At 38.6% G+C, this 21,788-nt stretch carries 22 protein-coding genes and 3 tRNA genes; 12 read left to right on the top strand and 13 right to left on the bottom strand.

All coding sequences use genetic code 11. The annotated features are described in order from the left end of the window. Positions 1-3: 3 nt before the first annotated feature. The 8 genes from dnaG to rpsF all read right to left on the bottom strand — a co-directional run bounded on the left by dnaG (position 4) and on the right by rpsF (position 7,207). Complete coding sequence (gene dnaG, locus Q0H92_RS09090) at positions 4-1,806, bottom strand: DNA primase (RefSeq protein ID WP_296014054.1); 1,803 nt, start codon at positions 1,804-1,806, stop codon at positions 4-6. A gap of 6 nt (positions 1,807-1,812) precedes the next feature. Continuing rightward, the gene (mltG, locus tag Q0H92_RS09085; protein WP_296014049.1) at positions 1,813-2,868 is read right to left on the bottom strand and encodes an endolytic transglycosylase MltG; all 1,056 of its coding nucleotides are present in this window, start codon (positions 2,866-2,868) and stop codon (positions 1,813-1,815) included. After that, positions 2,865-3,815, bottom strand: coding sequence for an MBL fold metallo-hydrolase (locus Q0H92_RS09080; RefSeq protein WP_296014046.1), 951 nt, complete (start codon positions 3,813-3,815; stop codon positions 2,865-2,867). Before Q0H92_RS09080 ends, mltG begins: the two co-directional genes overlap by 4 nt. Before the next feature lie 219 nt (positions 3,816-4,034). Then, positions 4,035-5,363: a replicative DNA helicase gene (gene dnaB, locus Q0H92_RS09075; protein ID WP_296014041.1), complete on the bottom strand. Its 1,329-nt coding sequence runs from the start codon at positions 5,361-5,363 to the stop codon at positions 4,035-4,037. Positions 5,364-5,453: 90 nt separating this feature from the next. After that, a complete protein-coding gene (gene rplI / locus Q0H92_RS09070) occupies positions 5,454-5,975 on the bottom strand; it encodes a 50S ribosomal protein L9 (protein WP_296014035.1) in 522 nt (173 codons plus the stop codon). 68 nt (positions 5,976-6,043) lie between these two features. Next, entirely contained in the window at positions 6,044-6,358 is a 315-nt protein-coding gene (gene rpsR / locus Q0H92_RS09065; RefSeq protein WP_295800339.1) for a 30S ribosomal protein S18, read from the bottom strand. Positions 6,359-6,403: 45 nt separating this feature from the next. Next, a complete protein-coding gene (ssb, locus tag Q0H92_RS09060) occupies positions 6,404-6,892 on the bottom strand; it encodes a single-stranded DNA-binding protein (RefSeq protein ID WP_296014030.1) in 489 nt (162 codons plus the stop codon). A 24-nt stretch (positions 6,893-6,916) separates the two neighbouring features. Further along, positions 6,917-7,207: a 30S ribosomal protein S6 gene (rpsF, locus tag Q0H92_RS09055; protein WP_296014026.1), complete on the bottom strand. Its 291-nt coding sequence runs from the start codon at positions 7,205-7,207 to the stop codon at positions 6,917-6,919. A gap of 254 nt (positions 7,208-7,461) precedes the next feature. Here rpsF and Q0H92_RS09050 point away from each other — a divergent pair, with 254 nt between their 5' ends. The 4 genes from Q0H92_RS09050 (at position 7,462) to Q0H92_RS09035 (ending at position 8,495) form a co-directional block, all read left to right on the top strand. Continuing rightward, positions 7,462-7,740: an HU family DNA-binding protein gene (locus tag Q0H92_RS09050; protein WP_294016062.1), complete on the top strand. Its 279-nt coding sequence runs from the start codon at positions 7,462-7,464 to the stop codon at positions 7,738-7,740. A 185-nt stretch (positions 7,741-7,925) separates the two neighbouring features. After that, the gene (locus tag Q0H92_RS09045) at positions 7,926-8,270 is read left to right on the top strand and encodes a helix-turn-helix transcriptional regulator (protein ID WP_296014020.1); all 345 of its coding nucleotides are present in this window, start codon (positions 7,926-7,928) and stop codon (positions 8,268-8,270) included. 70 nt (positions 8,271-8,340) lie between these two features. After that, positions 8,341-8,414: transfer RNA gene (locus tag Q0H92_RS09040), tRNA-Val, on the top strand. 8 nt (positions 8,415-8,422) lie between these two features. Continuing rightward, positions 8,423-8,495 (top strand) — tRNA-Pro (locus tag Q0H92_RS09035). A gap of 133 nt (positions 8,496-8,628) precedes the next feature. On the opposite strand, the gene Q0H92_RS09030 is transcribed toward Q0H92_RS09035, so the two are convergent. Together Q0H92_RS09030 and Q0H92_RS09025 are read right to left on the bottom strand one after the other, a co-directional pair. Further along, positions 8,629-8,769 (bottom strand): hypothetical protein, encoded by a 141-nt coding sequence (locus Q0H92_RS09030; RefSeq protein ID WP_296014015.1) that lies wholly within the window; start codon positions 8,767-8,769, stop codon positions 8,629-8,631. A gap of 158 nt (positions 8,770-8,927) precedes the next feature. Continuing rightward, positions 8,928-9,000 (bottom strand) — tRNA-Phe (locus Q0H92_RS09025). 149 nt (positions 9,001-9,149) lie between these two features. Here Q0H92_RS09025 and Q0H92_RS09020 point away from each other — a divergent pair. The 4 genes from Q0H92_RS09020 to Q0H92_RS09005 are packed head-to-tail and all read left to right on the top strand — an operon-like array spanning position 9,150 to position 12,745. Next, positions 9,150-9,956, top strand: coding sequence for a hypothetical protein (locus Q0H92_RS09020; RefSeq protein ID WP_296014011.1), 807 nt, complete (start codon positions 9,150-9,152; stop codon positions 9,954-9,956). Between the two features lie 56 nt (positions 9,957-10,012). Continuing rightward, positions 10,013-11,050 (top strand): S66 peptidase family protein, encoded by a 1,038-nt coding sequence (locus Q0H92_RS09015; RefSeq protein WP_296014008.1) that lies wholly within the window; start codon positions 10,013-10,015, stop codon positions 11,048-11,050. Positions 11,051-11,056: 6 nt separating this feature from the next. Continuing rightward, positions 11,057-11,611: a GNAT family N-acetyltransferase gene (locus Q0H92_RS09010; RefSeq protein WP_296014002.1), complete on the top strand. Its 555-nt coding sequence runs from the start codon at positions 11,057-11,059 to the stop codon at positions 11,609-11,611. An 18-nt stretch (positions 11,612-11,629) separates the two neighbouring features. Next, complete coding sequence (locus Q0H92_RS09005; RefSeq protein ID WP_296013997.1) at positions 11,630-12,745, top strand: class I SAM-dependent methyltransferase; 1,116 nt, start codon at positions 11,630-11,632, stop codon at positions 12,743-12,745. On the opposite strand, the gene Q0H92_RS09000 is transcribed toward Q0H92_RS09005, so the two are convergent. Further along, positions 12,732-14,186, bottom strand: coding sequence for a DUF3943 domain-containing protein (locus tag Q0H92_RS09000; protein ID WP_296013994.1), 1,455 nt, complete (start codon positions 14,184-14,186; stop codon positions 12,732-12,734). The two genes, Q0H92_RS09005 and Q0H92_RS09000, sit on opposite strands and share 14 nt — an antisense overlap. Before the next feature lie 81 nt (positions 14,187-14,267). Next, a complete protein-coding gene (rpmE, locus tag Q0H92_RS08995; RefSeq protein WP_013701421.1) occupies positions 14,268-14,483 on the bottom strand; it encodes a 50S ribosomal protein L31 in 216 nt (71 codons plus the stop codon). 204 nt (positions 14,484-14,687) lie between these two features. Between rpmE and Q0H92_RS08990 the strand changes: the two genes are divergently transcribed. The 4 genes from Q0H92_RS08990 (at position 14,688) to Q0H92_RS08975 (ending at position 20,134) form a co-directional block, all read left to right on the top strand. Beyond that, positions 14,688-15,341 carry an HAD family phosphatase gene (locus Q0H92_RS08990; RefSeq protein WP_296013990.1) on the top strand — a complete coding sequence of 218 codons (654 nt, stop codon included), beginning with the start codon at positions 14,688-14,690 and terminating at the stop codon, positions 15,339-15,341. Between the two features lie 70 nt (positions 15,342-15,411). Next, positions 15,412-16,635, top strand: coding sequence for an RsmD family RNA methyltransferase (locus Q0H92_RS08985; RefSeq protein ID WP_296013988.1), 1,224 nt, complete (start codon positions 15,412-15,414; stop codon positions 16,633-16,635). A 56-nt stretch (positions 16,636-16,691) separates the two neighbouring features. After that, the gene (locus Q0H92_RS08980; RefSeq protein ID WP_296013986.1) at positions 16,692-18,365 is read left to right on the top strand and encodes a hypothetical protein; all 1,674 of its coding nucleotides are present in this window, start codon (positions 16,692-16,694) and stop codon (positions 18,363-18,365) included. Positions 18,366-18,430: 65 nt separating this feature from the next. Further along, positions 18,431-20,134, top strand: a complete 1,704-nt coding sequence (locus Q0H92_RS08975) for a P83/100 family protein (protein WP_296013983.1) — start codon at positions 18,431-18,433, stop codon at positions 20,132-20,134. 76 nt (positions 20,135-20,210) lie between these two features. Here Q0H92_RS08975 and Q0H92_RS08970 read toward each other — a convergent pair whose 3' ends face one another. Next, positions 20,211-21,788: a glycogen/starch synthase gene (locus Q0H92_RS08970; RefSeq protein WP_296013981.1), complete on the bottom strand. Its 1,578-nt coding sequence runs from the start codon at positions 21,786-21,788 to the stop codon at positions 20,211-20,213.

The raw sequence follows: 21,788 nt of genomic DNA, 5'->3' as shown, positions 1-21,788 counted from the left end.
TGATTAATCCTTCAAATTTTCAATTTGGAAATCAAGTTCCATTTTCTGTTTTGTAAGTTCCGCTAAAAGCGCCTTGTCTTCCGGCAAAATGCTCCTCGACAAAGAGGAAATTTTTTCCATAAGAGACATTTTTTTTCGCTTGCAAGCATTTCTTTTCAAGTAATTTATACAACTTTCGGCAGATTCTTGAATTCGCCCAGCATTTTTGCTTATGTTTTCAATTATAAGCTTTCTGAAATTTTCATGATCTATCCGGTTAAGTATATTGCTTACTGAAAAAGAGCCGTTTTTCTGGCACTCTTGCATAACAGCAAAAAGTTGCTTGGAATAACTGTCCGATAAATCATCAACAGAAACACATTCGCACATTTTTTGGAAAAGACTGACATCTTCAGTTACGGCTGTCATAACAGCTTGCAGTTCAGCGGTTACTTTTATTTTTTCAGAATCCGCCGGATTTTTCTGCTCCGTACTTGCATTTCTAAAACGGTATGAAACTTTGTCCCGGTTGAAATAATCCCTTCGAGCAGCCTCCTTTTCTATACCGTATGTCTGGCACAACTGATCCAGACAGGCATCTTTCTGAACATCCGACTGCAAAGAATCTATGTACTCAAAAAAATCTAACGACGCTTTAGACTTGCCCATAGGGGTATCTTTAGGATAGAGTTCTTGCAGTTTAGATAACAGATAATCAGAATCAAATATAGCATTATTGACTTCATTCGTCAAGTATTCAGCCCCGAAATTCAGCATAATTTCAGCAGGATCTTTTCCGCCGGAAAGCCTTATTACTTTTACAGCAACGCCTTGCTTTCTGCACATGAGAATTGCGCGCCTTGTAGCTTTTTGCCCCGCCCCGTCAGAATCAAAGGAAAGATAAATTTCTTCAACAAAATGCTTTACAAGTGAAATTTGCTCGTCGGTAAGAGATGTTCCCAAAGGAGCGACCGCCCAGGTGATTCCGCACTGATGATAAGCAATGCAGTCCATGTATCCTTCGCAAAATATTACTTTGCGTTTTTCACGTATTGAAGATTTCGCAAAATTGAATGCGTAAAGAGTGCTTCCTTTTTTATACTGAATCAAATCGCCGGAATTAAGATATTTTGGAGACTTTTGAGCATCGCCGCGTAAAAAACGTCCACCCATAGCGACAACATCTCCGTCCTTGTCAAAAATCGGAAACATCAGCCTGTCGGAAAAAAAAGCGCAGTCTGGATAATTTTTGCTAAAAAGCCCGGAATTGTTCAAAAAATCCTCGGAATAATTTTTTTTCATAAGAAACTGCTTTAGCCATCTTCGGTCTGAAGGGCTGTAGCCAATTTTGAATTTTTCAAGAGTTTCCTGCGAAAGTCCGCGCTTTAAAATGTAGTCAAGGGCAAATTTTCCGGCTGGAGTTTCCATGAGCATATAGTGAAACATTCCGGCGACTCTTGTATACAAATTTTTATACTCGTCCTTGATTTTTGAAGCTGAAGAATCAACATTTTTTGCAGAGCCGCTTGAATACGAAAGCTGAACTCCTGCCTTTTTTGCAAGAAACTCCACAGATTCAACAAAAGAGATTTTTTCCATCTCCTTTACAAAATCAAAGACATTTCCTGAAGCTCCGCAGCCAAAGCAATGGTAAAATTTTTTGTCCTGAGAAACGCTGAATGAAGGAGTTTTTTCATTATGAAAAGGACAGCAACCCCACCAGTTCGAGCCGCGCTGCTCAAGAGGAACGTACTCGGAAACAAGACTGACAATATCAGTTTTTTCCGCAACTTCGTCAATTGATTCCTTTGCTATCAGACCAGGCATTTTATTTTAAAAACCTTTTGAATAGTAGTTTGTATTTTCCGCAGCCTTGTGCTGGTCAAAATTCTTTGAAAATGTATGGCGCCCAGTCGCAGGGTCTGTGAGAACAAAAAAATAATAGTCAGTTTTTGCAGGATTCAATGCGGCGGACAAAGCGACAAGCCCCGGATTTGAAATAGGTCCTGCAGGAAGTCCAGCCCACTTGTAAGTATTGTAAGGACTGTCAATTTTTAAATCGTTGTAAGTTATGCGCTCAGGATGCGGTTTTCCTTGAATTTCAGTCAAAATATATTCAATTGTGGCGCAGGAATAAAGTCCGATTCCATGTTTAAGCCTGTTTGTAAAAACACTGGAAATCAGCGGAGCTTCAGACTCAAGCCGGTACTCGCGCTCAACAACAGAAGCCAAAGTAACAAGCTCATGCAGTTTCGAAGGAGACAAATCTTTCACTCCTGAAATTTCAGCGGTTTTAGCAAAAAAGTTGTCAGCCATAATTTCAACAACATCTTTCGCTTCCATTTGGGCTATAAAAAAATAAGTGTCGGGAAAAAGGTAGCCTTCAAAATTCTCGGCTGGAATTTTATATTTTTCCAAAAGTTCTGAATTTTTGCAGTAAAACAAAAAATCTTCAGCGGAACAAATATTTTTATCTTCAAGAATTCTTGCAATTTTTGACATTGTAAGACCTTCTGGAACGACAACAGAAATATATTCGCTCGCGCCGGACTGCAAAATTTGGTAAATTTCTTTCAGTCCCATTGAAGTGCTTAAAGTATACGAGCCGCTTTTCAAATTGAACGGCTTTGTTCTGTCAAAAACACTGAATCTTGCGGCATAATAAAAAGCATCGGCTGATTTTATAAGTCCTTTTTCCTTTAATAGAAGCGAAATTTTCCTTACCGAAGCTCCTGAAGGCACGCTGATTTTTTCGACACGGCCATTTTCCGCGGAATCAACAGGCTTTACAACGTAAGCCCACATTCCAAAAGCCGCCACAAAAAGAATTGAAAGCGCCGCCAAAATCCAGGTAAAAAAAACAACAATCTTGTATAAAATCCGTTTCAAAGCTGAATTTCCTGACCTTCTTTTGAAATATAAAGATTCAAATTTCCGTTCGACTTATATTTTTTGTAGTTGTTTCCAGCGTCAAGAATTGAATCAAGCTTTTTGTCATCGTAGTTCGGTTCGTGGTGAAAAAAGTAAAGGTTCTTGATATTCCAGTTAGAAGCAAAATCAATCGCGGAACTGAAAGAATTGTGCCCCCAGTTCACTTTTTTTGCGGCCTCTGGATTTGTGTACTGGCTGTCAAAAACCAAAACATCAGCATTTTCAAAAAATTTATTTCTCGCGCGCTCTTTGTCAAAATCCGAAGTCTGAAGCTCCACATCCGTGCTGTAAATAAAACGCTTTCCGTCCTCTTCAAACGAATAAGAATAAGAATCTCCCGGATGAAACATTCTGTGGCATTCTATTTTAAGACCGCCGATTTCTATTGGAGTTCCTTCTTGCATAAGATGAAATGAAAGCTGATTTTTTACGGATTCAAAGCAGGCGTTTATTGGAAAATACGGAAGGCTGCTCTGACGCTCAAGATATTCCTCGGCATCTGCAAAAGGCGTATAAATGTCGATTTTTGAATTAGGCGAAAAAGACTGACCGAAAAACGGAAATCCCTGAATATGATCCCAGTGAAAATGCGAAAGAAAAATATTATAATGTCCGTTTTCCGGCTGACGGCCAGCAACAGAAAATTCCCTTAAGCCAGTTCCGCAGTCAAGCAAAAAAAGCTCATCGGACTTTGACCTAAGTTCTATGCAAGGAGTGTTTCCGCCTATAGTTCCATAAATCCATTCAGGCAGAGATGAAAGGAATTTCATTTTTGACTCGGCGCTTTCCAAATCCTTTGGAGAAACACGGGAAACAACGGCCGCAATTTTTGCCTGTACCTGAGCACTTTTCAGCGGCGTAGGCAAAGACCCCCGAACTCCCCAGAAATGAATCAGCACTTTCATCCTCCATAAAAAGTCAATGAGAAAGTTTCAACTTTCGATTTGATTTTTTACGCAATTTCGCAACGAAGTGAGAAATTGCAGTTGATAACAAGTTTGTAGCACAAACTTGAAAAGATAAAAACTGACACTATTTTTGGCAGTTTTTATCTTACCTCCATAAAAATTCCGCAGAATTTTTGAGATTATAGTATACAGGAATTGAAACAAACTGTAAACAGATTATTCCTTGCTTTTGTTTTCAAATTTTGTGTAGCTTGAAAGAAATATAACGTCAACATCGCCAATCGGACCATTGCGCTGTTTTGCCACAATAATTTTTCGTTCCTGAACCGGATTGTAGCCTTCGTTTGTTTCCTTGTTGTCGCTTCGTTTTCCGTGGATAAACATAACCATGTCAGCGTCCTGCTCAATCGAACCTGAGCCTCTAAGCTGAGCAAGATTCGGCTCTTCACCTTCCGCGGCTCTTGCAACCTGGCACAAAACGACAATCGGAATCTCAAGCTCACGCGCAAGGCTTTTCAGGGACTTTGAAATTGCTGACTGCTGCTCAAAAAGCTGGGCGTCAGGATTTTCGCTTGTAATAAGTCCGATATAGTCAATAAAAATAATCTGGACTTTTTGGTTGACTTTCATGCGTCTTGCCATTGCCCGCAAATCAAGGAGCTTCATGTTCGGAGTGTCAACAATATAAAGAGGCGCATTGAAACATTCTCCTGCCGCATCCTGAAGCTTTTTAAAATCTTCTATTTTAAGCATTCCGTTTCTAAGCTTTGTTCCAGGAATTCTCGCAATCTGAGAAAGAAGACGCTGCGCAATCTGATCCGCAGACATTTCCAAGCTGAAAAATCCGCACGGAATTCCGCGGTCAATCGCAATGTTTTGCATCATGCTCAACGCAAGGGCAGTTTTTCCCATTGAAGGACGCGCGCCGATTATAATCATTTCGCTGTTCTGAAAACCGCTTGTCATGCTGTCAAGGTCGTTAAGTCCAGACGGAATGCCGGAAAACGCGTTTTTATTTTTGTACCTTGTATCGATTATCTGAATAACCTTCGGCACAACATCTTTCATTGCAAGAACTTGCGCAGACTGATTTATATCCGTGAGCTTGAAAATTTTCTGCTCAGCGTCTTCAAGAATAGAACGGCTTTCCTTTGTCTCATCAAAACTGGACGCTTTTATTTCCGAGGAAATTTTTATAAGATTCCGCCGGGTTGACTGATCAAGAACAATTTTTGCGTAATAGTCAACATTCGCGCTTGTGGGAACAATATCCGTCAGAGAAGAAATGTAAGCGACTCCGCCTGCAGCCTCAAGTTTTCCGTTTTTTGTGAGGTCGTCAACAAGAGTAAGCAAGTCGCCTTTTATTCCAGCTGAAAAAAGATGCATCAAGGATTCATAAATAAGCTGATTCTGCTGGCTGTAAAAATTTTCACTTCGCAAATATGTTACAACATCGCTTACAGAGCTCCAGTCCAGCAAAAGAGCTCCAAGAACAGCCTGCTCTGCCTCAATATTATGCGGCGGTATCTTATCTTTCAGATCCATTTTTCCTCTTTTACGTTTTTAACAAACCATAAATAAAAAAAACCGCAAGAAAAATCTCACGGTTTTATTTTTCCCAAGCAATTTTAACTATTACTCAGATTTTGCCTCTTCAGCTGGTGCTTCATCTTTTTTTGCAGGAACTTCTTCTTTCTTAGCAGTTGCATCATCCTGTGATTTTACTGTAACTTTTACTTCAGCTACTGTAGTTTCATAAAGATGAACTTTTACAGAATAAGAGCCTGTATTTTTGATTGTGTGTCCAGGAATTTCAACTTTCTTGCGCTCAATCTCGAATCCGCTCTTCTTGTAGAAGTCAGAAACTGTCTGGTTTGTAACGGCTCCGTACAATTTGCCGTTGTTTCCAGCAGGCATAGAAATAACAACTTCAAGAGCCTCAAGTTTTTCCTTCAAGCTCTTGCTGTCCTTGCGCTTCTGTTCCTTGCGGGCTTCAATTTCAGCCTTTTTTGTAGCAAAATAAGCTTCTGTTTCCGGTGTGCATGGAACTGCAAGCATACGAGGGAAAAGATAGTTGCGGAAATATCCGTTTGCAACATTCTTTACATCACCCATTTCTCCGAGGTGTTTTACATCTTCATTAAGAATTACTTTCATTTTTCAAGCTCCTATAAAATTTTAGTTTTACGCAGATCCACCAGGAGTTGGCTTCTCTGCTGAAAAAATTAGTCTGCAACAAAAGGAAGAAGACAAATTGCGCGCGCACGTTTAATTGCGGCTGCAACTTCTTTCTGATGTCTTGCGCAAGTTCCAGTTATGCGGCGTGGAAGAATCTTGCCACGTTCTGTTGTAAAGCGGCGAAGTCCGTCTGCATCCTTGTAATCAATTTTTCCCTTGTTTGCGCAAAAGCGGCATACTTTCTTGTGTGAGAAAAATTTTCCTTTTCCACGAGCTCCGCGAACTTCGTCTTCACGTCCTGAATCCTGAAGCTGCTCCTGTGTTACATTTGTATTTTCGTTTACTTCTTTTTCGTCTGCCATAATATAGCTCCTGTTTTTAAGAGTTTTTAAACTGCGGAAACCGAATTAAAACGGAATATCTTCAGGGAAGCCTGCGTTGTCTCCGCCAAAAGCTTCTGAAGAAGGCTCATATCCGCCGCCGGAAGACTGATTTTGAGAATAAGAAGCGCGCTGCTGATAACCCCCGAATGAATCAGAGCCGCCGTTATTCTGACTTCCAGAAGACCTTGAGCCCAAAAGCTCAACTGAGTCAGCAAGAATATTTACCCTGCTGAATTTCTGTCCGTCTTTTTCCCATCTGTCCTGGCGCAAAGAACCTTGAACCGCAATTTGTGTTCCTTTTGTAAGATAAGGCTTGATACCTTCCGCGCCCTTTCCGAAATATGAAACGTCGAAAAAGTTAGCCTCGCTGATCCACTGGTCTCCATCTTTCTTGCTGCGGTTTACAGCAATAGAAATTGAAGCGACAGCAGTTCCGCTGTTAAGATACCTTAATTCTGCGTCTCTTGTAAGTCTTCCTACAATAACAACGCTGTTTATATCAGAATTCGCCATAATCTACTCCGGAATTTTTTTGTCTTATACGTTCTTTGATTCGATTAAAACAAAAAGATATTTCAAAAGATTTGTGTTGAATTTGAATTTACCGTCAAGCTCAATGATTTTAGCAGGATTCAATTTCAGTGTAAAAAGAACAAAGTGTCCGCGTTTCTGCTTTTTTACTTCGTATGTAAGATCACGGTCGCCGAAAACTTCCTCTTTTTCGATTTCTGCGCCGAAACTTGCAAGGTCAGCTCTAAGAGTTTCAAGGCCGGCCTTAGATTTTTCTTCCTCTAAAGGAAAGATTGTCATAAGTTCATACTTTCTCATCGTATGTTTCTCCTTATGGTCAGAATGGGAGCCGCGTACGCAACTCCAAGGGGTAATTGATATTAGCAGTTTTCGCATGGATAGTCAACGAAACTTCAAAAAAGTTCAGTATTTTTTAGAAAAATTTAATTTTGCACTAGAGTTTTTATAAATATTCAAGTATACTTTTGCCCATTGCATTTTGAAAAACACCAAGGCTTTTATTTTTTAAGTTTTGGGGCGATTTTCAAAAGTTTTTACATTAGGAGAAAAAAATGAACAAAGCTGAACTTATTGAAAAAATGGCAAAATCAACAGGATTGCCAAAAAAAGACACAGAAAGCGCGCTCAAATCATTTCTTGAGATTGTCTCAAAGGAACTTGAAAAAGGACACGACGTGCAGCTCATCGGATTCGGAACATTTACAGTTGGAAAAAGAGCCGCAAGAGAAGGACGCAATCCTGCAACTGGAGAAACAATTAAAATCGCGGCTTCAAAAACACCAAAATTCAAGCCAGGAAAAGCTCTCAAAGACCGCCTGAACAAAAAATAAAAAATCAATTTCAAAAGTTTTTGCAATTCATGGAAAAATTTTCAATGTCTTGCAAAAACGCCCTTTCCTTTCAATTAAGAACAATCAAAAGAAACAGATTACTTAAACTGGCAATTTAACTAGCGTTCGATTTTGCAACTGCGGATTTCTTCTTCTCACTTAAACTGCAAGTATAAAATTGCCTCATGGACAAACCTAGGGATTTATGCAAAATTTTGGGCGCAAACATCCGCTGTTACAGAATAAAATCAAAAATGACGCAGGAGGAGCTGGCTGAAAAAGCAGGAATAACATCAGTGGGAATTTCAAAAATTGAAACGGGAAAAACTTGGCCTAAAAAAGAAACCATAGAAAAATTCTTGGAAATTTTAGAAGTAAAGCCGTTTCAGTTATTCACGGAAACAAAAGAAGATTTTATAAAATACAAAAACATCGTAACAGAAACAATATCCGAGCTAGTTGACAAAACTTTTTCCGAGCAGAAAAACACTTCCAAAAGAAACAGAAAAAATTTCAAGCTAAAACATTAATTTTTGAGTTTTTTCATATTTTTCTATTGACAAAAAAATGCTGAATTGCTAATATAGCGACACTTGAAACGGGCTCTTAGCTCAGCTGGTACGAGCGTCTGGTTTACACCCAGAATGTCGGGGGTTCGATCCCCTCAGAGCCCACTTCGTTTCGGGACGTAGCGCAGCTGGTAGCGCATCTGGTTTGGGACCAGAGGGTCGCAGGTTCAAATCCTGTCATCCCGACCTAAAAGGCTTGTCTGATTTTGGCAAGTCTTTTTTTATTTTAAACTGAATTTTTTAAATAAAAAAACTGCCTGAAATTTTTCATGTTTTAGAAAAGTTTCAGGCAACCAGATTTTTCAGAAAAGAAAAAATTTTATTCTTCTATATCAATGCTTGAAATTTTATAAGTCATCGAGTTTTCATCAAAATTTATTTTAGAAATTTTTCCCTTGATTTCAACTAGCGAATCAGACTTGAAGTCAATCACTTCATCGTTGTTGCTGTAATAATTCACAATAATCGGGTCGAGTTTTTTTTAAGCGGAACATACAAGCAAGAAACTTTATAAGCATAATTTTCAGCCTTGCTTTCATCAACAGAAGAGACAAGAATTTTTGTTTCCACGGATTTTTGTAAAAATAAAAAAGCACCCTGTAAAAGAGTGCTTGAAATTGCCAGCGGTCAGAATCGAACTGACGACATAAGGATTTTCAGTCCTCCGCTCTACCAGCTGAGCTACACCGGCAATTGATGTATAAGACTATATTATTTTTTATTATTTATGTCAATAGAAAAAATTGAAAAATTCCAAAAATTATTTTTATTTTGGTGCTTGACAAATTGCCGGGGGGGGGTAGTGTATTGATGACTTTTAAAATTTACAAGGAGTTTTTTATGAAAAAAATATTTGTTGCATCGGTTGTGTTTTCGATGTTGTTCTTGGCGGCTGTTTCTGCAAAAAGTAGCGGTCTTGGAAGTTTGGGCAAAAATCTTTCAGCTCTTTCTGGAAACGCAAAAGCTGCGGAAGGAACTATTCCAGAGGGAAGGGAAATTCTTCCGGCGATTTTTGCAGTTATGTCCGACGATTCTGATTCAGAAAAATCTGATGGCGTTATGTATCTTTCAAAGGCGGATTTCGATGCGGGAACTTACACGATTTGCCAGAAAATAATTATGAAAGGTCCGCTCGGAGTTCTTCAGCGTCAGGATTCTGAAATTGACATTAGCGTAAATGAAAATCAGTTTTCAGTTGAAACAAAAAAGCTTGCCACTTGCAATTCTGACAAAAATGGAAATCCAAAAGGCGAGTGGATTGAAGCGACTTCATCTGGAGAATCAAAGCTGAACAAAATTCTCGCAGATGAAATTTCCAAGAATTTGAATCTTTCTGATGAAGAATATGCCGAATTTGAAAACAAGGCTTATACTGATTTCGGTGTGCTGCAGTCTGTGGCTTCAACATCTTCTAACAAGCTCAAGGCGAAACTTTGGTTTAAAAAGCATCCTGCTGAAGAAAAATCCACAATGGATGATGAAGAATATTATTCAGCAATGAGAAAACAATACTCGCCTGTTTTTCATAAGTCAAAAAAGCAGAAATTTTCAGAGTGGAATTCTTTTCATGGAAGAGAAGATGCTGAAATGCTGAATGAGCGTGAACGGGAAAAAGAAACTCCGCCTGAAAGCAACGCAAAAAACTAGAAAATTTTCAAGAAAAAAGAATTTATTTTTTTCAACATAAATTATATAATCGCAGAATGAACATAAGAATTCCGCCTTCAATAAAAAAAGGCTGCACAATCGCTGTAACCGCTCCTTCTTTCGGATGCACAACAGAGCCTTACACTTCCCGCTTTAATTTTGCAAAGGAAAAATTTGAATCTCTTGGCTACAAAATTTTTACAGGAGAAACTGTTTTCAAAAGCGACGGAAAAGGAATTTCAACAGATCCAAAAATGGCGGCAAAAGAACTCGAAGAATTTTATTGCTCAGATGAAAATTCCGCAGTTATTTCTGCGGGCGGCGGCGAACTGATGTGCGAAACGGCTGGCTTCATTGACTTTGAAAAAATCGCAGCTGCAAAGCCAAAATGGTTCATGGGATATTCCGACAACACAAATTTCATATTTCCTTTGATAACAAAATGCAAAGTCGCGGCAATTTACGGGCCGACAATTACAGGATTTGGAAAAAAATGGCAAACGCCTGAACTTTATTCGCTTGGACTTTTGGAAGGAAATGTAAAAGAAGTTTCAGGATTTGAAAAATTTCAGCTTCCGCAGAACGACAGCGACTCCACGGAAAATCTTGAAAATTTAACTTACAATCTTACAGAAAAAAAAGTTCTCAAAATTTTCCCAGAAAAAAACGATTCAGTAAAAATGGAAGGAATTCTTTTAGGCGGCTGCCTTGATGTTCTTGCAAATTTGTGCGGAACAAAACTTGACAGCGTAAAGGAATTTAACCGCGGCGCAGAAAAAATCATCTGGATTCTTGAAAGCTGCGACGGAAATCCAGCGGAAATCCGGCGGCAAGTCTGGCACTTGAAAAATGCCGGCTGGTTTGAAAAAGCTTCAGGTTTTATAATCGGACGCCCGCTCGCCTCTCTTGGAAAAGAAATTTTTGGAATAAATCAATACAACGCGGTTACAGACATGCTTTCAGAATTTAATCTTCCAATAATAATGGATGCTGACATCGGACACGTAGATCCTTCTGTTCCGGTTGCGATGGGAATTCCTGCGGAAGTTTTTGCGGACGAAAATAATTTCACAATAAAATACAAATGGAGCTAAATCAGCATGGAAAATTTTTCAATCAGAATCGCGGAAGAAAAAGACGCAAGAGAAATTCACGACATTTATGATTACTACGTAAAAAATACAGTTGTAACTTTTTCAACTGAAAATCCGTCAATCGAAGAATACAAAAAGCAAATTGCTGAAACAAAAAAAAATTATCCGTATTTTGTCGCGCAAGATTCAAACGGAAGAATTTGTGGATTTATCTACGGACATCAGTTAAGACCTCACGAATCATATAAATGGAATGTTGAATCCACTGTTTATCTTTCCCCAGATGCTCCAAAAAGATGCGGAATTGGAACTGCGCTCTATAAAAAATTTATGGAAACTCTTTCACGCCAAGGATTTAAATATGTCTACGGCGTAATAACTTCAGAAAACAAAATAAGCATTTCAATGCACAAAAAACTTGGGTTTAAGGAAATCGGAAACTTTCCAAATGCAGGAAACAAAAATGGAAAATGGTACGGAATTTCATGGATGCAAATGCAGCTAAGCGAAATCTCTGAAAATCCAAAAGAACCTATTCCGTTTTCAGAATTTAAAATTTAACTGGAGAAACTACTATTTATGGAAGAAAATAAAAACCGTTACCAAGGCGAACTTTTTTTCAACAGAATTTCAAAAAATCAGAAGCACCTGAAAAAATGGGCAAGAAAAAATAGAATTTCATGCTATAGAATTTACGACAAGGACATTCCAGAAATTCCGCTATGCCTTGACGTTTACACATTTCTTCCAGAATTCGTTGAAAACAAAATCGACGCGGCAAAATATAATTCCGAGCTGAATTCTGCAATAAGTGAAAACGGGCAAAAAGCGAGGAAACTTTTAGCGCAGGAAAAGCAAAGAACTTACGCAAGACTTTATCTTTATGAACGTCCTTACGAAAAACCTTTTGAAGAGGAAGAACTATGGCTGAAGGAAATGAGCCTTCAAACTTCAAAGGCGCTGGAAATTCCAGAATCCAATGTAATAGTAAAAATGAGGAAAAGACAGCGTGAAGACGACAGCGGAAAACGAAGCCAGTACAAAAAGGCAGAAGAATCAAACAGCATAAAGGGAATTATTTTTGAGCAAGGCCAGCTCTTTTTTGTAAATCTGACAGACTATATAGATACAGGTATTTTTTTCGATCATAGACCGCTCAGGCTAAAAGTACGCGAAAACTGCAAAGGAAAACGTGTATTAAACCTTTTTTGCTACACAGGAAGTTTTTCAGTTTATGCTGCTGAAGGAGGAGCATCTTTTGTTGAAAGCGTTGACATGAGCAACACTTACACTGAATGGACTAAAAATAACCTTAAGATGAATGATTTTTTGGACACACCGAGCTACAAAACTACACGAATGGACGTTATTCATTATCTTGAAGAAAAATCAAAACAAATAAAAGAAAATGAAAAATTCGATATAATAATTCTTGATCCGCCGACTTTCAGCAATTCAAAAAATACAGACACCACGCTTGATTTAAATAGGGACTGGCCAAAGCTAATAGAAAACTGCTCAAAGCTTTTAAGCTCAAAAGGAATTCTTTATTTCAGCACAAACAGCCGCAAGTTAAAAATGGATGAAAAACTTCTTCCGCCGAAAATGTCAGCAGAAGAAATAACAGCTTCAACAATCCCCGAGGATTACAGAAATTCTAAAATCCACAGGGCTTGGAAAATCACATCAATTTGAATCTTGCATAAAAGTTGACTGCGTTCAAAACTGAAAATACATTTTCAACATTGTCGTAGTCAGCATATTTTATGTAGAAATCGTCGGAAAGTCCCAACGAAACTTTTTTAGAAACAGGAAACTCAACCGATGCTTGGGAAAATGCAAAATATTCCCAGCCAGTGTCATCGCAGTCCTGTTTTTGGGCTTTATACTTGTACATTGCGTATCCGTGAACAGTCCAGTCAAAGACGAAGCCAGAATGCGCATTATAAGCAATCTTTTCAACGATTTCAGCGCCAGTTGTATATCCGTAATCGCAGGAAACGTAATCAGGCTTAGGAAAAACTCCACGGCGCAAATAATAATAATCAGCTGTTCCCATTATAATTCCTGCCAAATGAGACTGCCAGACAAAAGCTCCGTTTTCCGTGTTGATTCTCTGCTTTATGGCGAATCCAGGCGCAAGTGAAGAAAATTCCATGAATGAATGCCACATAAAATCATATTCAAGGACAAGGCCGACAGTCGTATCGCGGTTTTCTCCAAAGTCAGGATTTCTAGCAAGAAGCATTCCATTGCTGAAAATATTTATGCTGTACATGATTTTTTCTTCCGTAGAATCCGCGCCTTCTCCAGAGCCAAGACCTGCCGAGCCTTGCATTGAAAGCTCAAACTGGCTGTACGGAGTATTTGAGTCGTGTCCATAAGGATCGTCATACACGAAATCAAGTCCAACGGAACCATAAGCCGGGAAAAATTCAGAGCAATTGTCATAAGGAGATTTTAACCAAGTATTTGCAAAAGCAAGTCCGAATCCTGTTTTTAAAGAAAAACTCTGCAAAAGTCCGCTCGGTCCTTGCGGTGCTCGTTTCAAAATCGGATCTGTATAAAGCCTCAACGGATTCGCAACATAGCCAAGAATTTTGTGCCCTTTTGCATTTGCTTCAAGACCAAGCCTGTAAACCATTTCCCCTGTAGCAAAACCGCCGATTGGAGTATACGTAAGGTCATTTGTTGAAGGAGAATTTGTTTCAAAAAAGTATTCCCACATAAAAGAACCAGCCGCAGAAATAAGCAAAGACTCAAACCAGTTCAAATTTGAATTTCTCGCGGCAAGATAGTAAAGCCCGCCCTGATAAGGATGCAGAACAAAATTCGTCCAGTACCAGTCGCGGTCAAACTTTATTTTTCTATTCCAAGGCTCTTTTATGTCGTCCCAGTAAACTTGAGCCCAGCTAGCTCTTGCGGGACCAAAACGATTCCATGAGCCAATCACAATGTTTGTAAGCAGCATTCCGCCAGCCGCAACAAAATAGTGCTTTTTTGAATCAAACTCGACAGTTTCACTTGAAAAATCCAAGGAAGCATCTGAATTTTCTGAACTTTCAGCGTTCTGCGCAAAAACATTAAATGCAAAAACAAAAGAACAAAATGCTAGAACTATTTTTTTTAACTTCATTATAACATTCTCCCATACATTTTGGATAAAACAAAAAAAGCAGGCTTATTGCAGCCTGCTTTAAAATGTAAAAGAACAAACTTATTTTGTCTCTGTAGCTTTTACACCGTAGCGCTTGTTAAAGCGGTCAATGCGTCCAGCTGTATCAACAAGCTTCTGCTTTCCAGTATAGAATGGATGGCAGGCAGAGCAAATTTCAACATGAATATCTGACACTGTTGAGCGAGTTTCAATCACATTGCCACATACACAAGTGATTTTTGTAAGTTTGTAGTCTGGGTGGATTCCCTTTTTCATAACAACTCCTGTTCTTGCCCGGCATTAAAGAAAGACCGGTCAGCACTACATACACTTAAAAAAGTAGTGTTGTATCATTCCCTTACCGTTATCCAACAAATTAACGCCACAAGATAATTTTATTGTTTATCTAGTATATAAAAACAACATCTCATGGTCAATATTCAAATTGAAATTTCGCTAGAATTTTCCTATAATCTCCACATGAAAAAAATAGAAGCATTTGTATTTGATATGGACGGAATTCTTCTTGACACGGAAAGCATCTGTGAAAAAACTTGGATAAAGGCAGGAAAAGAATTTGGAATTCAAGATGAAAAAGCCATGGAACTGTTCAAAAAATGCATCGGAACAAATAAAAACGACACATTCAACATTCTAAAAACTTCTCTCGGAGTTGATTTTGAAGCTCAAAAATTTATGGAGCAAACTTCAGTTTTTTTCTCGGAAATTGAAAAATCTGAAGGAATTGCGCTCATGACTTTTGCAAAACAAACACTCGAATATTTAAAAGACAAAGGCTACAGACTTGCACTTGCATCTTCAACTAGAGGTCCAGTTGTAAAAAGACAGCTAGAAAACGCAGGTTTGCTTTCATTTTTTGAATCATTGTCAACTGGAGACCAAGTTTCCCATTCAAAGCCAGATCCAGAAATATACAAACTCGCCTGCAAAAGTTTAAAGCTTCCGCCTGAAAAGTGCGCGGCGGTAGAAGACAGTCCAAACGGAATAAAAAGCGCAAAATCAGCAGGACTTTTTACAATCATGGTTCCAGACAGAATAGAACCAGATGAAGAGCTTCTAAAAAAAGTTGATTTTCTTTGCTCAAATTTAAGTGAAATCAAACTGAAATTTTAAAGTTCTGCGCTTAAAAAATTAAAAAAATGCAACCATTGTAAACTATAATTTTTTGGGATATAATTTTGGAATGTCAATGGAAGTAATTGCAGGAAAAATGGTCTTTGGCGGAGACTGCATAGCGGAAAACAGCGAAAAGAAAATATTTATTCCATATACAATTCCCGGAGAAAAAGTCGAAATTGAAATTGAAAAAGATTTTAAAGACTACAACATTGCAAAAAATCTGAATATAATAGAAAAATCCAGATACAGAACTGTCCCCTTCTGCCCTTATTACGGAAAATGCGGAGGCTGCAACCTTCAGCACATAGAGCCAGAATTTCAAAGACAGCTGAGAGTTCAGACTTTAAAAGACGCTTTTTTACGTGAAGGAATTGAAGTTCCGCAAATCCAGATTGTTTCGGGTGCAGACAAAGGTTACAGAGCAAGATTCCAGCTGCACGACGGCGGACTCATGGGAAAAAAAAGCAATGAAATTATCCAAATTGACCAGTGTCCTTGCGCAACAGAAGAAGTAAACAAGTATTTAAAGGAAATTCCATTCAGCGAGCGTCCAAAAGGAAGAATTCATATTTTCGGAAGCAAAAACATAGCTTCAATTCCCGCCGGATTTGACAAAATCGTGGTTGCAGAACAGTCAGAAAAAAAACAAATTTCCGCAAAAGGCAAAAATGGAAAAAAGCAAAAAAAAGCAAAGGCACGCTACGAAGGAACATTTTCAGAATCAAAAAGCACCTGCACTGTAAAGCTTCTTGACAAAAGCATAACTTTTGACGCGCTGGGATTTTTTCAGTCCAACCTTGAAGTGCTAGAAAAATCAATTCCTCTTATAACGGGCGGAATTTCTGGAAAAAACGTGCTTGATATGTATTCCGGGGCTGGAACATTTTCTGTTTTTCTTGCTGATTCTTTTGAAAACGTAATTTTAGTGGAGCACAACAAAAGCGCGGTTGTTTACGCAGAACAAAATCTCGCCGGAAAAAAACACAAAAGCTTTGGCGTAAGCGGTGATGTCTGGGTAAAATATCATGCGGAAACTTGCATAAAAGAATGCGGAAATTTTGACGCGGTTGTGATTGATCCTCCAAGAAGCGGAATGGAAAAATCCGTGCAGAAGTGGCTTCAAAATTCTCAAATTCCGCAGATAAGAAGCCTTTCATGCGACCCTTCAACTCATGCGCGGGATGCAAAAGCTCTTATAAATTCAGGGTACAGATTGGAAGAACTGTTCCTTTTAGATTTTTATCCGCAAACGGGGCATATTGAAAGCCTTGGATATTTTGAAAAATGAAAAATCTGTCTAAAAAAATATACATCATAATATTTTTTCTAGTAAAAATATTGCTTTTGTCTGCACAAAATTCTTTTACTTCTCAGGAAATTGATTTTACAAATGAAAAACCTTCCTTTGTATCTGTGCTTGGTGGAAACATCTTGTGCCAGCCGGTAAAAACAAGCTACGGTTACATTGCCGCAGGAGACGGAAAACAGATTTTGGGCTTTTCAAAACTGGGCAAACTTTTGTGGCAAAGAGCCGCTCCGGGAAGACTAAAGCCGTTTATTACGGAAGGCCCTGCGGATTTAATTTACGGAGCAACAACAGATTCCATCCTTTTTATGATGAATTCTTCGGGACTTGTCTTGTGGACTCAGAAATCGGATTTCAACATAGAAGAAGCTCCTTTGTGCGGAAAAGACGGCAGAATTTTTATCCGCGGAACAAACGGAATTTCTTGCTACGGATTAAAGGGCGTAAAAAGGTGGCAGATTGTAACCGAAGCGCAAAATATTTCAATTCCGCTTGCAACTTTAAATGACGGCACAATTTTAGTTTTTCTTTCAAGAACTCACGACGGAAAATCAATTGCAAAAAGAATTTCTCCATTTGGAACAGAAAAAGAAGAGATTATTTTTGCAGGACAAGTTTTGCAGGCAGTTTCGTGCAAAGAAGGAGTCGCGCTCGCATTTTCAGACGGAAGCATCGGACTTTGCTCTGTAAACGAAAACGTCTCTTACTCAAAATGGACTTTTCTAAAAAAAGATTCAGGAGCTGCGAAACTTTCAGAATTTTCCGGGAAATTAGCGGCAATATATAAAAATTCAGTTTACTATTTAAATGAAAAAACTGGCGGAAAAATTTCAGAATTTCAAAACGGCGTGCAAAATTTTTTCTATTCCGAGCACACGTCTCAAGGCCTTGTAATTTGCGGCGCGAATAACGGAGCTTGCTACAAGGAAGACGGAACAATTTCCTGGAAGGCAAAATTCAGTCCGCAGAAAAAATGGAATTTCGTTTTTGCATCAGATTCCGGCTATCTTGTTTTCTGCATGAGCAACTGGGCTTTGGAAGCTTTTCAAACCAGACTGAATTTTTCAAAATCAAAAGATTCATTTATAGAAAAAAAAGTTTCGCCTTACAGCTATAAATATTCAGGAATAAAATCAGACGATTTTTCAGGGCGCGCAATAGATGAAAATCTTGAAGCTCAAATGAAAGAAAAATTTTCACAAGGAAATTTCGGGGCGGAAGAAGAAAACTGGAATTCCTTAATCCAAAGCGAGCTTGATTTTCTTTACGACGACTGGACAAAAACTGAAAATCTTTTTTACAACGAAAAACCTTACTTCAAACGAAATATCGATTATTGCCAAAAACTCATAGAACTGGAAAGCGAAAGCGGAATTTATTTTGGAAAAATTTCTTCACTTCTAAAGAAAACAAACGACCCTTCACTATTGCTTTGCCTTGTCAGAGCCGCCGGAAAAAGCGCATTCGATCCACAAGGCGAACTACTTTCTTCTATTGAAATCATTTTAAAAACAAAAACAAACAAAAACGACAAAAAGCTTTTGCAGGAAATCGCCGACTCAACATACGAAATTTGCCACTTTATGGGCCGCCCTTCATTTTTCAGAAAAGGTCAGGAAATTTTAAAATACATGCTTTATCCGCAGTTCGACAAGGAAACAAAAGATTACGCTCTAAAAACTCTCGATAAAATTATTGAAGCCCAGCTTTAACTTTAAACGTATTTTCGTAGAATTTTTTAAGAAACCATGATAAAATATTTCAGTCTGGAGGAAATATGAACAGAAAGTTTTTAGCCTCGCTGATTTTTGCGGCAGGCTCAGTTTTTTTCGTTTCGGCGCAAAATGTAAACGAAAGGGAACTTAGAAGCGCAGGAGACGCAAGCACAATCGTCTTTGAAAACTACGAAGGTCCTCATTCTGTAATTGAAACAGCGGCCGCTATAAATTCAATCGGAGCAGGACTTGGAAATCAGCTTAAAAACGCAGGAACTCAGTCAAGCGGAACATTCGGCGCAAACGGAAAATATACAGTCATTCATGCAGTTGATCCTTCCGAGCAAGGAAAACTTGACGCAGATATTATCCTTATAAATCCGAATGCAACAGTTGACCACATCAGAAACTTGCGGAGAATCATCGCATCTTACTTGAGCGCGGCTTACGGATATTCACAGCAGGACGCTTCAACGGTCGCAACATTCGTTACTGTATACAACGCAGTTTACAGAAACCAGCTTGACACGTTCAAGTCAAAATACAAAAACATTGTAATCAGCAATCTGAATCAGCAAAAATGCGGTCTTTCAATAAAATGGAACGAATGGCCGGGAAATTCGCAGATTGTAATTCCTCTTGGAGAATATGAAGAAGGCGGACTTTCTTCTGTTGACACTTCAGTTATCAGCGACAAAAAAGTTGTTGAATCCATGAAGGAAGACGATGACAAAGGCGTTGACGAGCGCAAAAACATGGTTGACATAAAAGAGCGCGAAGCTGAAAACGCAGAAACAAAAGCTCAGGAAGCGGCAAAAGAAGCGGCGCAGGACAAGCAAGCTTTAGACGAGCAGAAAAAAAATCAGGCTCAAGCTGAAAAAACAGCGCAGGCAAAGCAAAACGAAGCTGACAAAGCAAAAAAAGACGCTGAAAACGCCCAGAAAGAAGCCGCCGCAGATCCGCAGAACAAAGCAAAGCAAGATGAAGCAAAACAGGCTGAGCAAAAAGCTGAAAACGCTCAGAAAGAAGCTGACCAAGCAAAATCAAACGCTGAACAGGAACAGCAGAAAACCCAGCAGCAACAACAGAAAGCTGATGAGTCTGCAAAAAAAGCTGAAGAACAGCAACAGAAAGCCGACAAGAAACTTGACGAAGCTCAAAATGAAAGAATGGAAATTGCAAAAGACCAGCAGGAAATTCTTGACGCTGAACTTAAGCAGCTTGAAGACGGCACTGTAATCGGATTAAAAGTTGTAAAAGAAGCAGACTACTTAAGCACGCTTGTAAAAGTAAATTCAAAAACTGGAAAAGTCGTAAAAGAATCGCCAGTAAAAGTTATCCGCGGAAGAACAATAATCGCAGTTCAAGATGCAGTTGTCGGAGTTGCAACAGGAGCGTCATTCCCGAAAACTTCCGGAGACTCAACATTCTACATGGCTATTTGCGGTGAAAATTCAGGAAAAGGCGCTATAAAGCTTTGCCTGATTGACGCATTCAAAATGGAAATTCAAAAAGAATCTGAAGAAAATGTTTCTGAACATTCAGTTCTTGTAAACAACGGAAGCAATTTTTACTGTGTAATTCAGGACAAATCTGGCTGGGTTCTTGGCCGCTATGACAAATCTCTCAACTTGATTCAGAAAAGCGCAGTAAACATTTCAGAAAGCACTCCGATTACAATTACAGGAAAAGGAATTGTTGTTACAAATTCAAACAATATTCCAGTGCTTCTTTCAGTTTCTGATTTGTCAGTTATAGAACAGTAAAATTCATAAAAAATGGCCGGCCAGAAAATTTAAGTTTTTTGGTCAGCCATTTTCGTTTTTCTTTTAAAAACAAATTTCAGCAGGCAAGAAGTTTTTTATAAAGCTCTTCATAAATCAGCGCAACTTTGTTCCAAGAATATTTTTCATGAATATATCTTGAAGCGTAAGAAATCATGCCTTTAAAAATATCACGTCCGGCATAATGCATTATATTCACCAAAGATGTAAGTTCAGTCTGCAAAGCTTCGGAAGTATTTGGGGAATAAAGCCAGCCAGTTTCATCATCAACGATTTTGCAAAGTCCGCCAGTCGCATGGGCAACAGGCAAAGTTCCATAAGTCTGCGCAATAAAATCTTCAAGTCCGCACGGCTCAAAGTAGCTTGGATGCAACGAAAAATCAACAGCGGCAACTGCAAGCCGGGCAATGGATTTATTATATCCTTTTATGTAGACGCATTTTCCGCGCCATTTTTCAGCAAACTGAATTAAAGAATTTTCAAGCTCAACAGAACCTTGTCCCGCAAAAATAAATCTCACAGGCAAATCTGACTCAAACATTTTTTCAGCGGAATCAAGCATAACTTCAATTCCCTTCTGCTGGACAACCCGCCCGTGATACGCAATGTAAGTAAAATCAGAATTTTTTTCAGCGGAATCAATAAAGCCAAATTGCAAAGTTCCATCCGCAAAATTTTTAAAATCGAGGCTTTTCTTTGAAGCGAAATTTTCCAAGAAGAAATCGCGGCACTTATATTTTCCTTCCAAGTCATTTTTTAAAGGATTAAATTCAAAAGGCAGAAGCGACTTTTTTTTATCAGAAGGCTCATACTTTGAAAAATCAATTCCATTTGTAATGCCAATTAGCTCAATTCCTTTTTTCTTAAATCCTTCAGAAAGCCCTGCGGTGTCAGTTTTGCCTGAAATAATTTCTTCTGCGTATTCCAGGGAAACCGTAGTAATGCAGGCATTTTCCGAAGCCAAAAGGAAAGGCTCTATACACAAGCCGTTTTTTCCTTTTTCAAGAATTTTTTTTGGAAGTCCCGAAAAACGCTCGGCTTCTTCAATATTTTTAAATTCGTGATGATACCCGGGACCGGCATTGTGAATTGTTACAACAAATTTTGTCTTTGAAAAAAATTCGCTCACAGCAGGCATAAAACGCGCAAAAACAGGAATCATAGCAGCAGGCGCATCTTGGCAATGCACAATGTTTGGAATTTCATCATTAAGGCAATTTTTTGAATAGCACACAACAGCTTTTTGAAAAAGCATATTCAGAAAATCTTTATCAAGATGACCTTCGCCTTGCCGATGTTCAGGATTCTGATTTTGCTCATCAAAAGTGTAAGTGTAAACCGCTTTTTTTTCAGAGAAAGAATCATGCCGGATAAAAATTATTTCAACGCCATTGAAAATTCCGCGCGAGAAAAAAACTTCAACAGATTTTCCATTTATGTCAAAAGCAACAGAATCACGCCAAGTTTCACAAAAATTTTCAACGTGCGATAAATCTGTGCAGCCATAAAACGGAATAAAAACACAAATTTTGTGTCCTAAATGCAAAAGACTTTCAGCCAAAGAGCAGGCAACATTTTTTACACCGCCCGCCTCCGCAATTCCAGCATATTCTCTTGAAACAAGCCAAATATTCAA

The organism is uncultured Treponema sp. (assembly GCF_934725225.1).
Lineage (GTDB): Bacteria > Spirochaetota > Spirochaetia > Treponematales > Treponemataceae > Treponema_D.
This window is presented reverse-complemented; position numbering and strand designations above follow the sequence as displayed.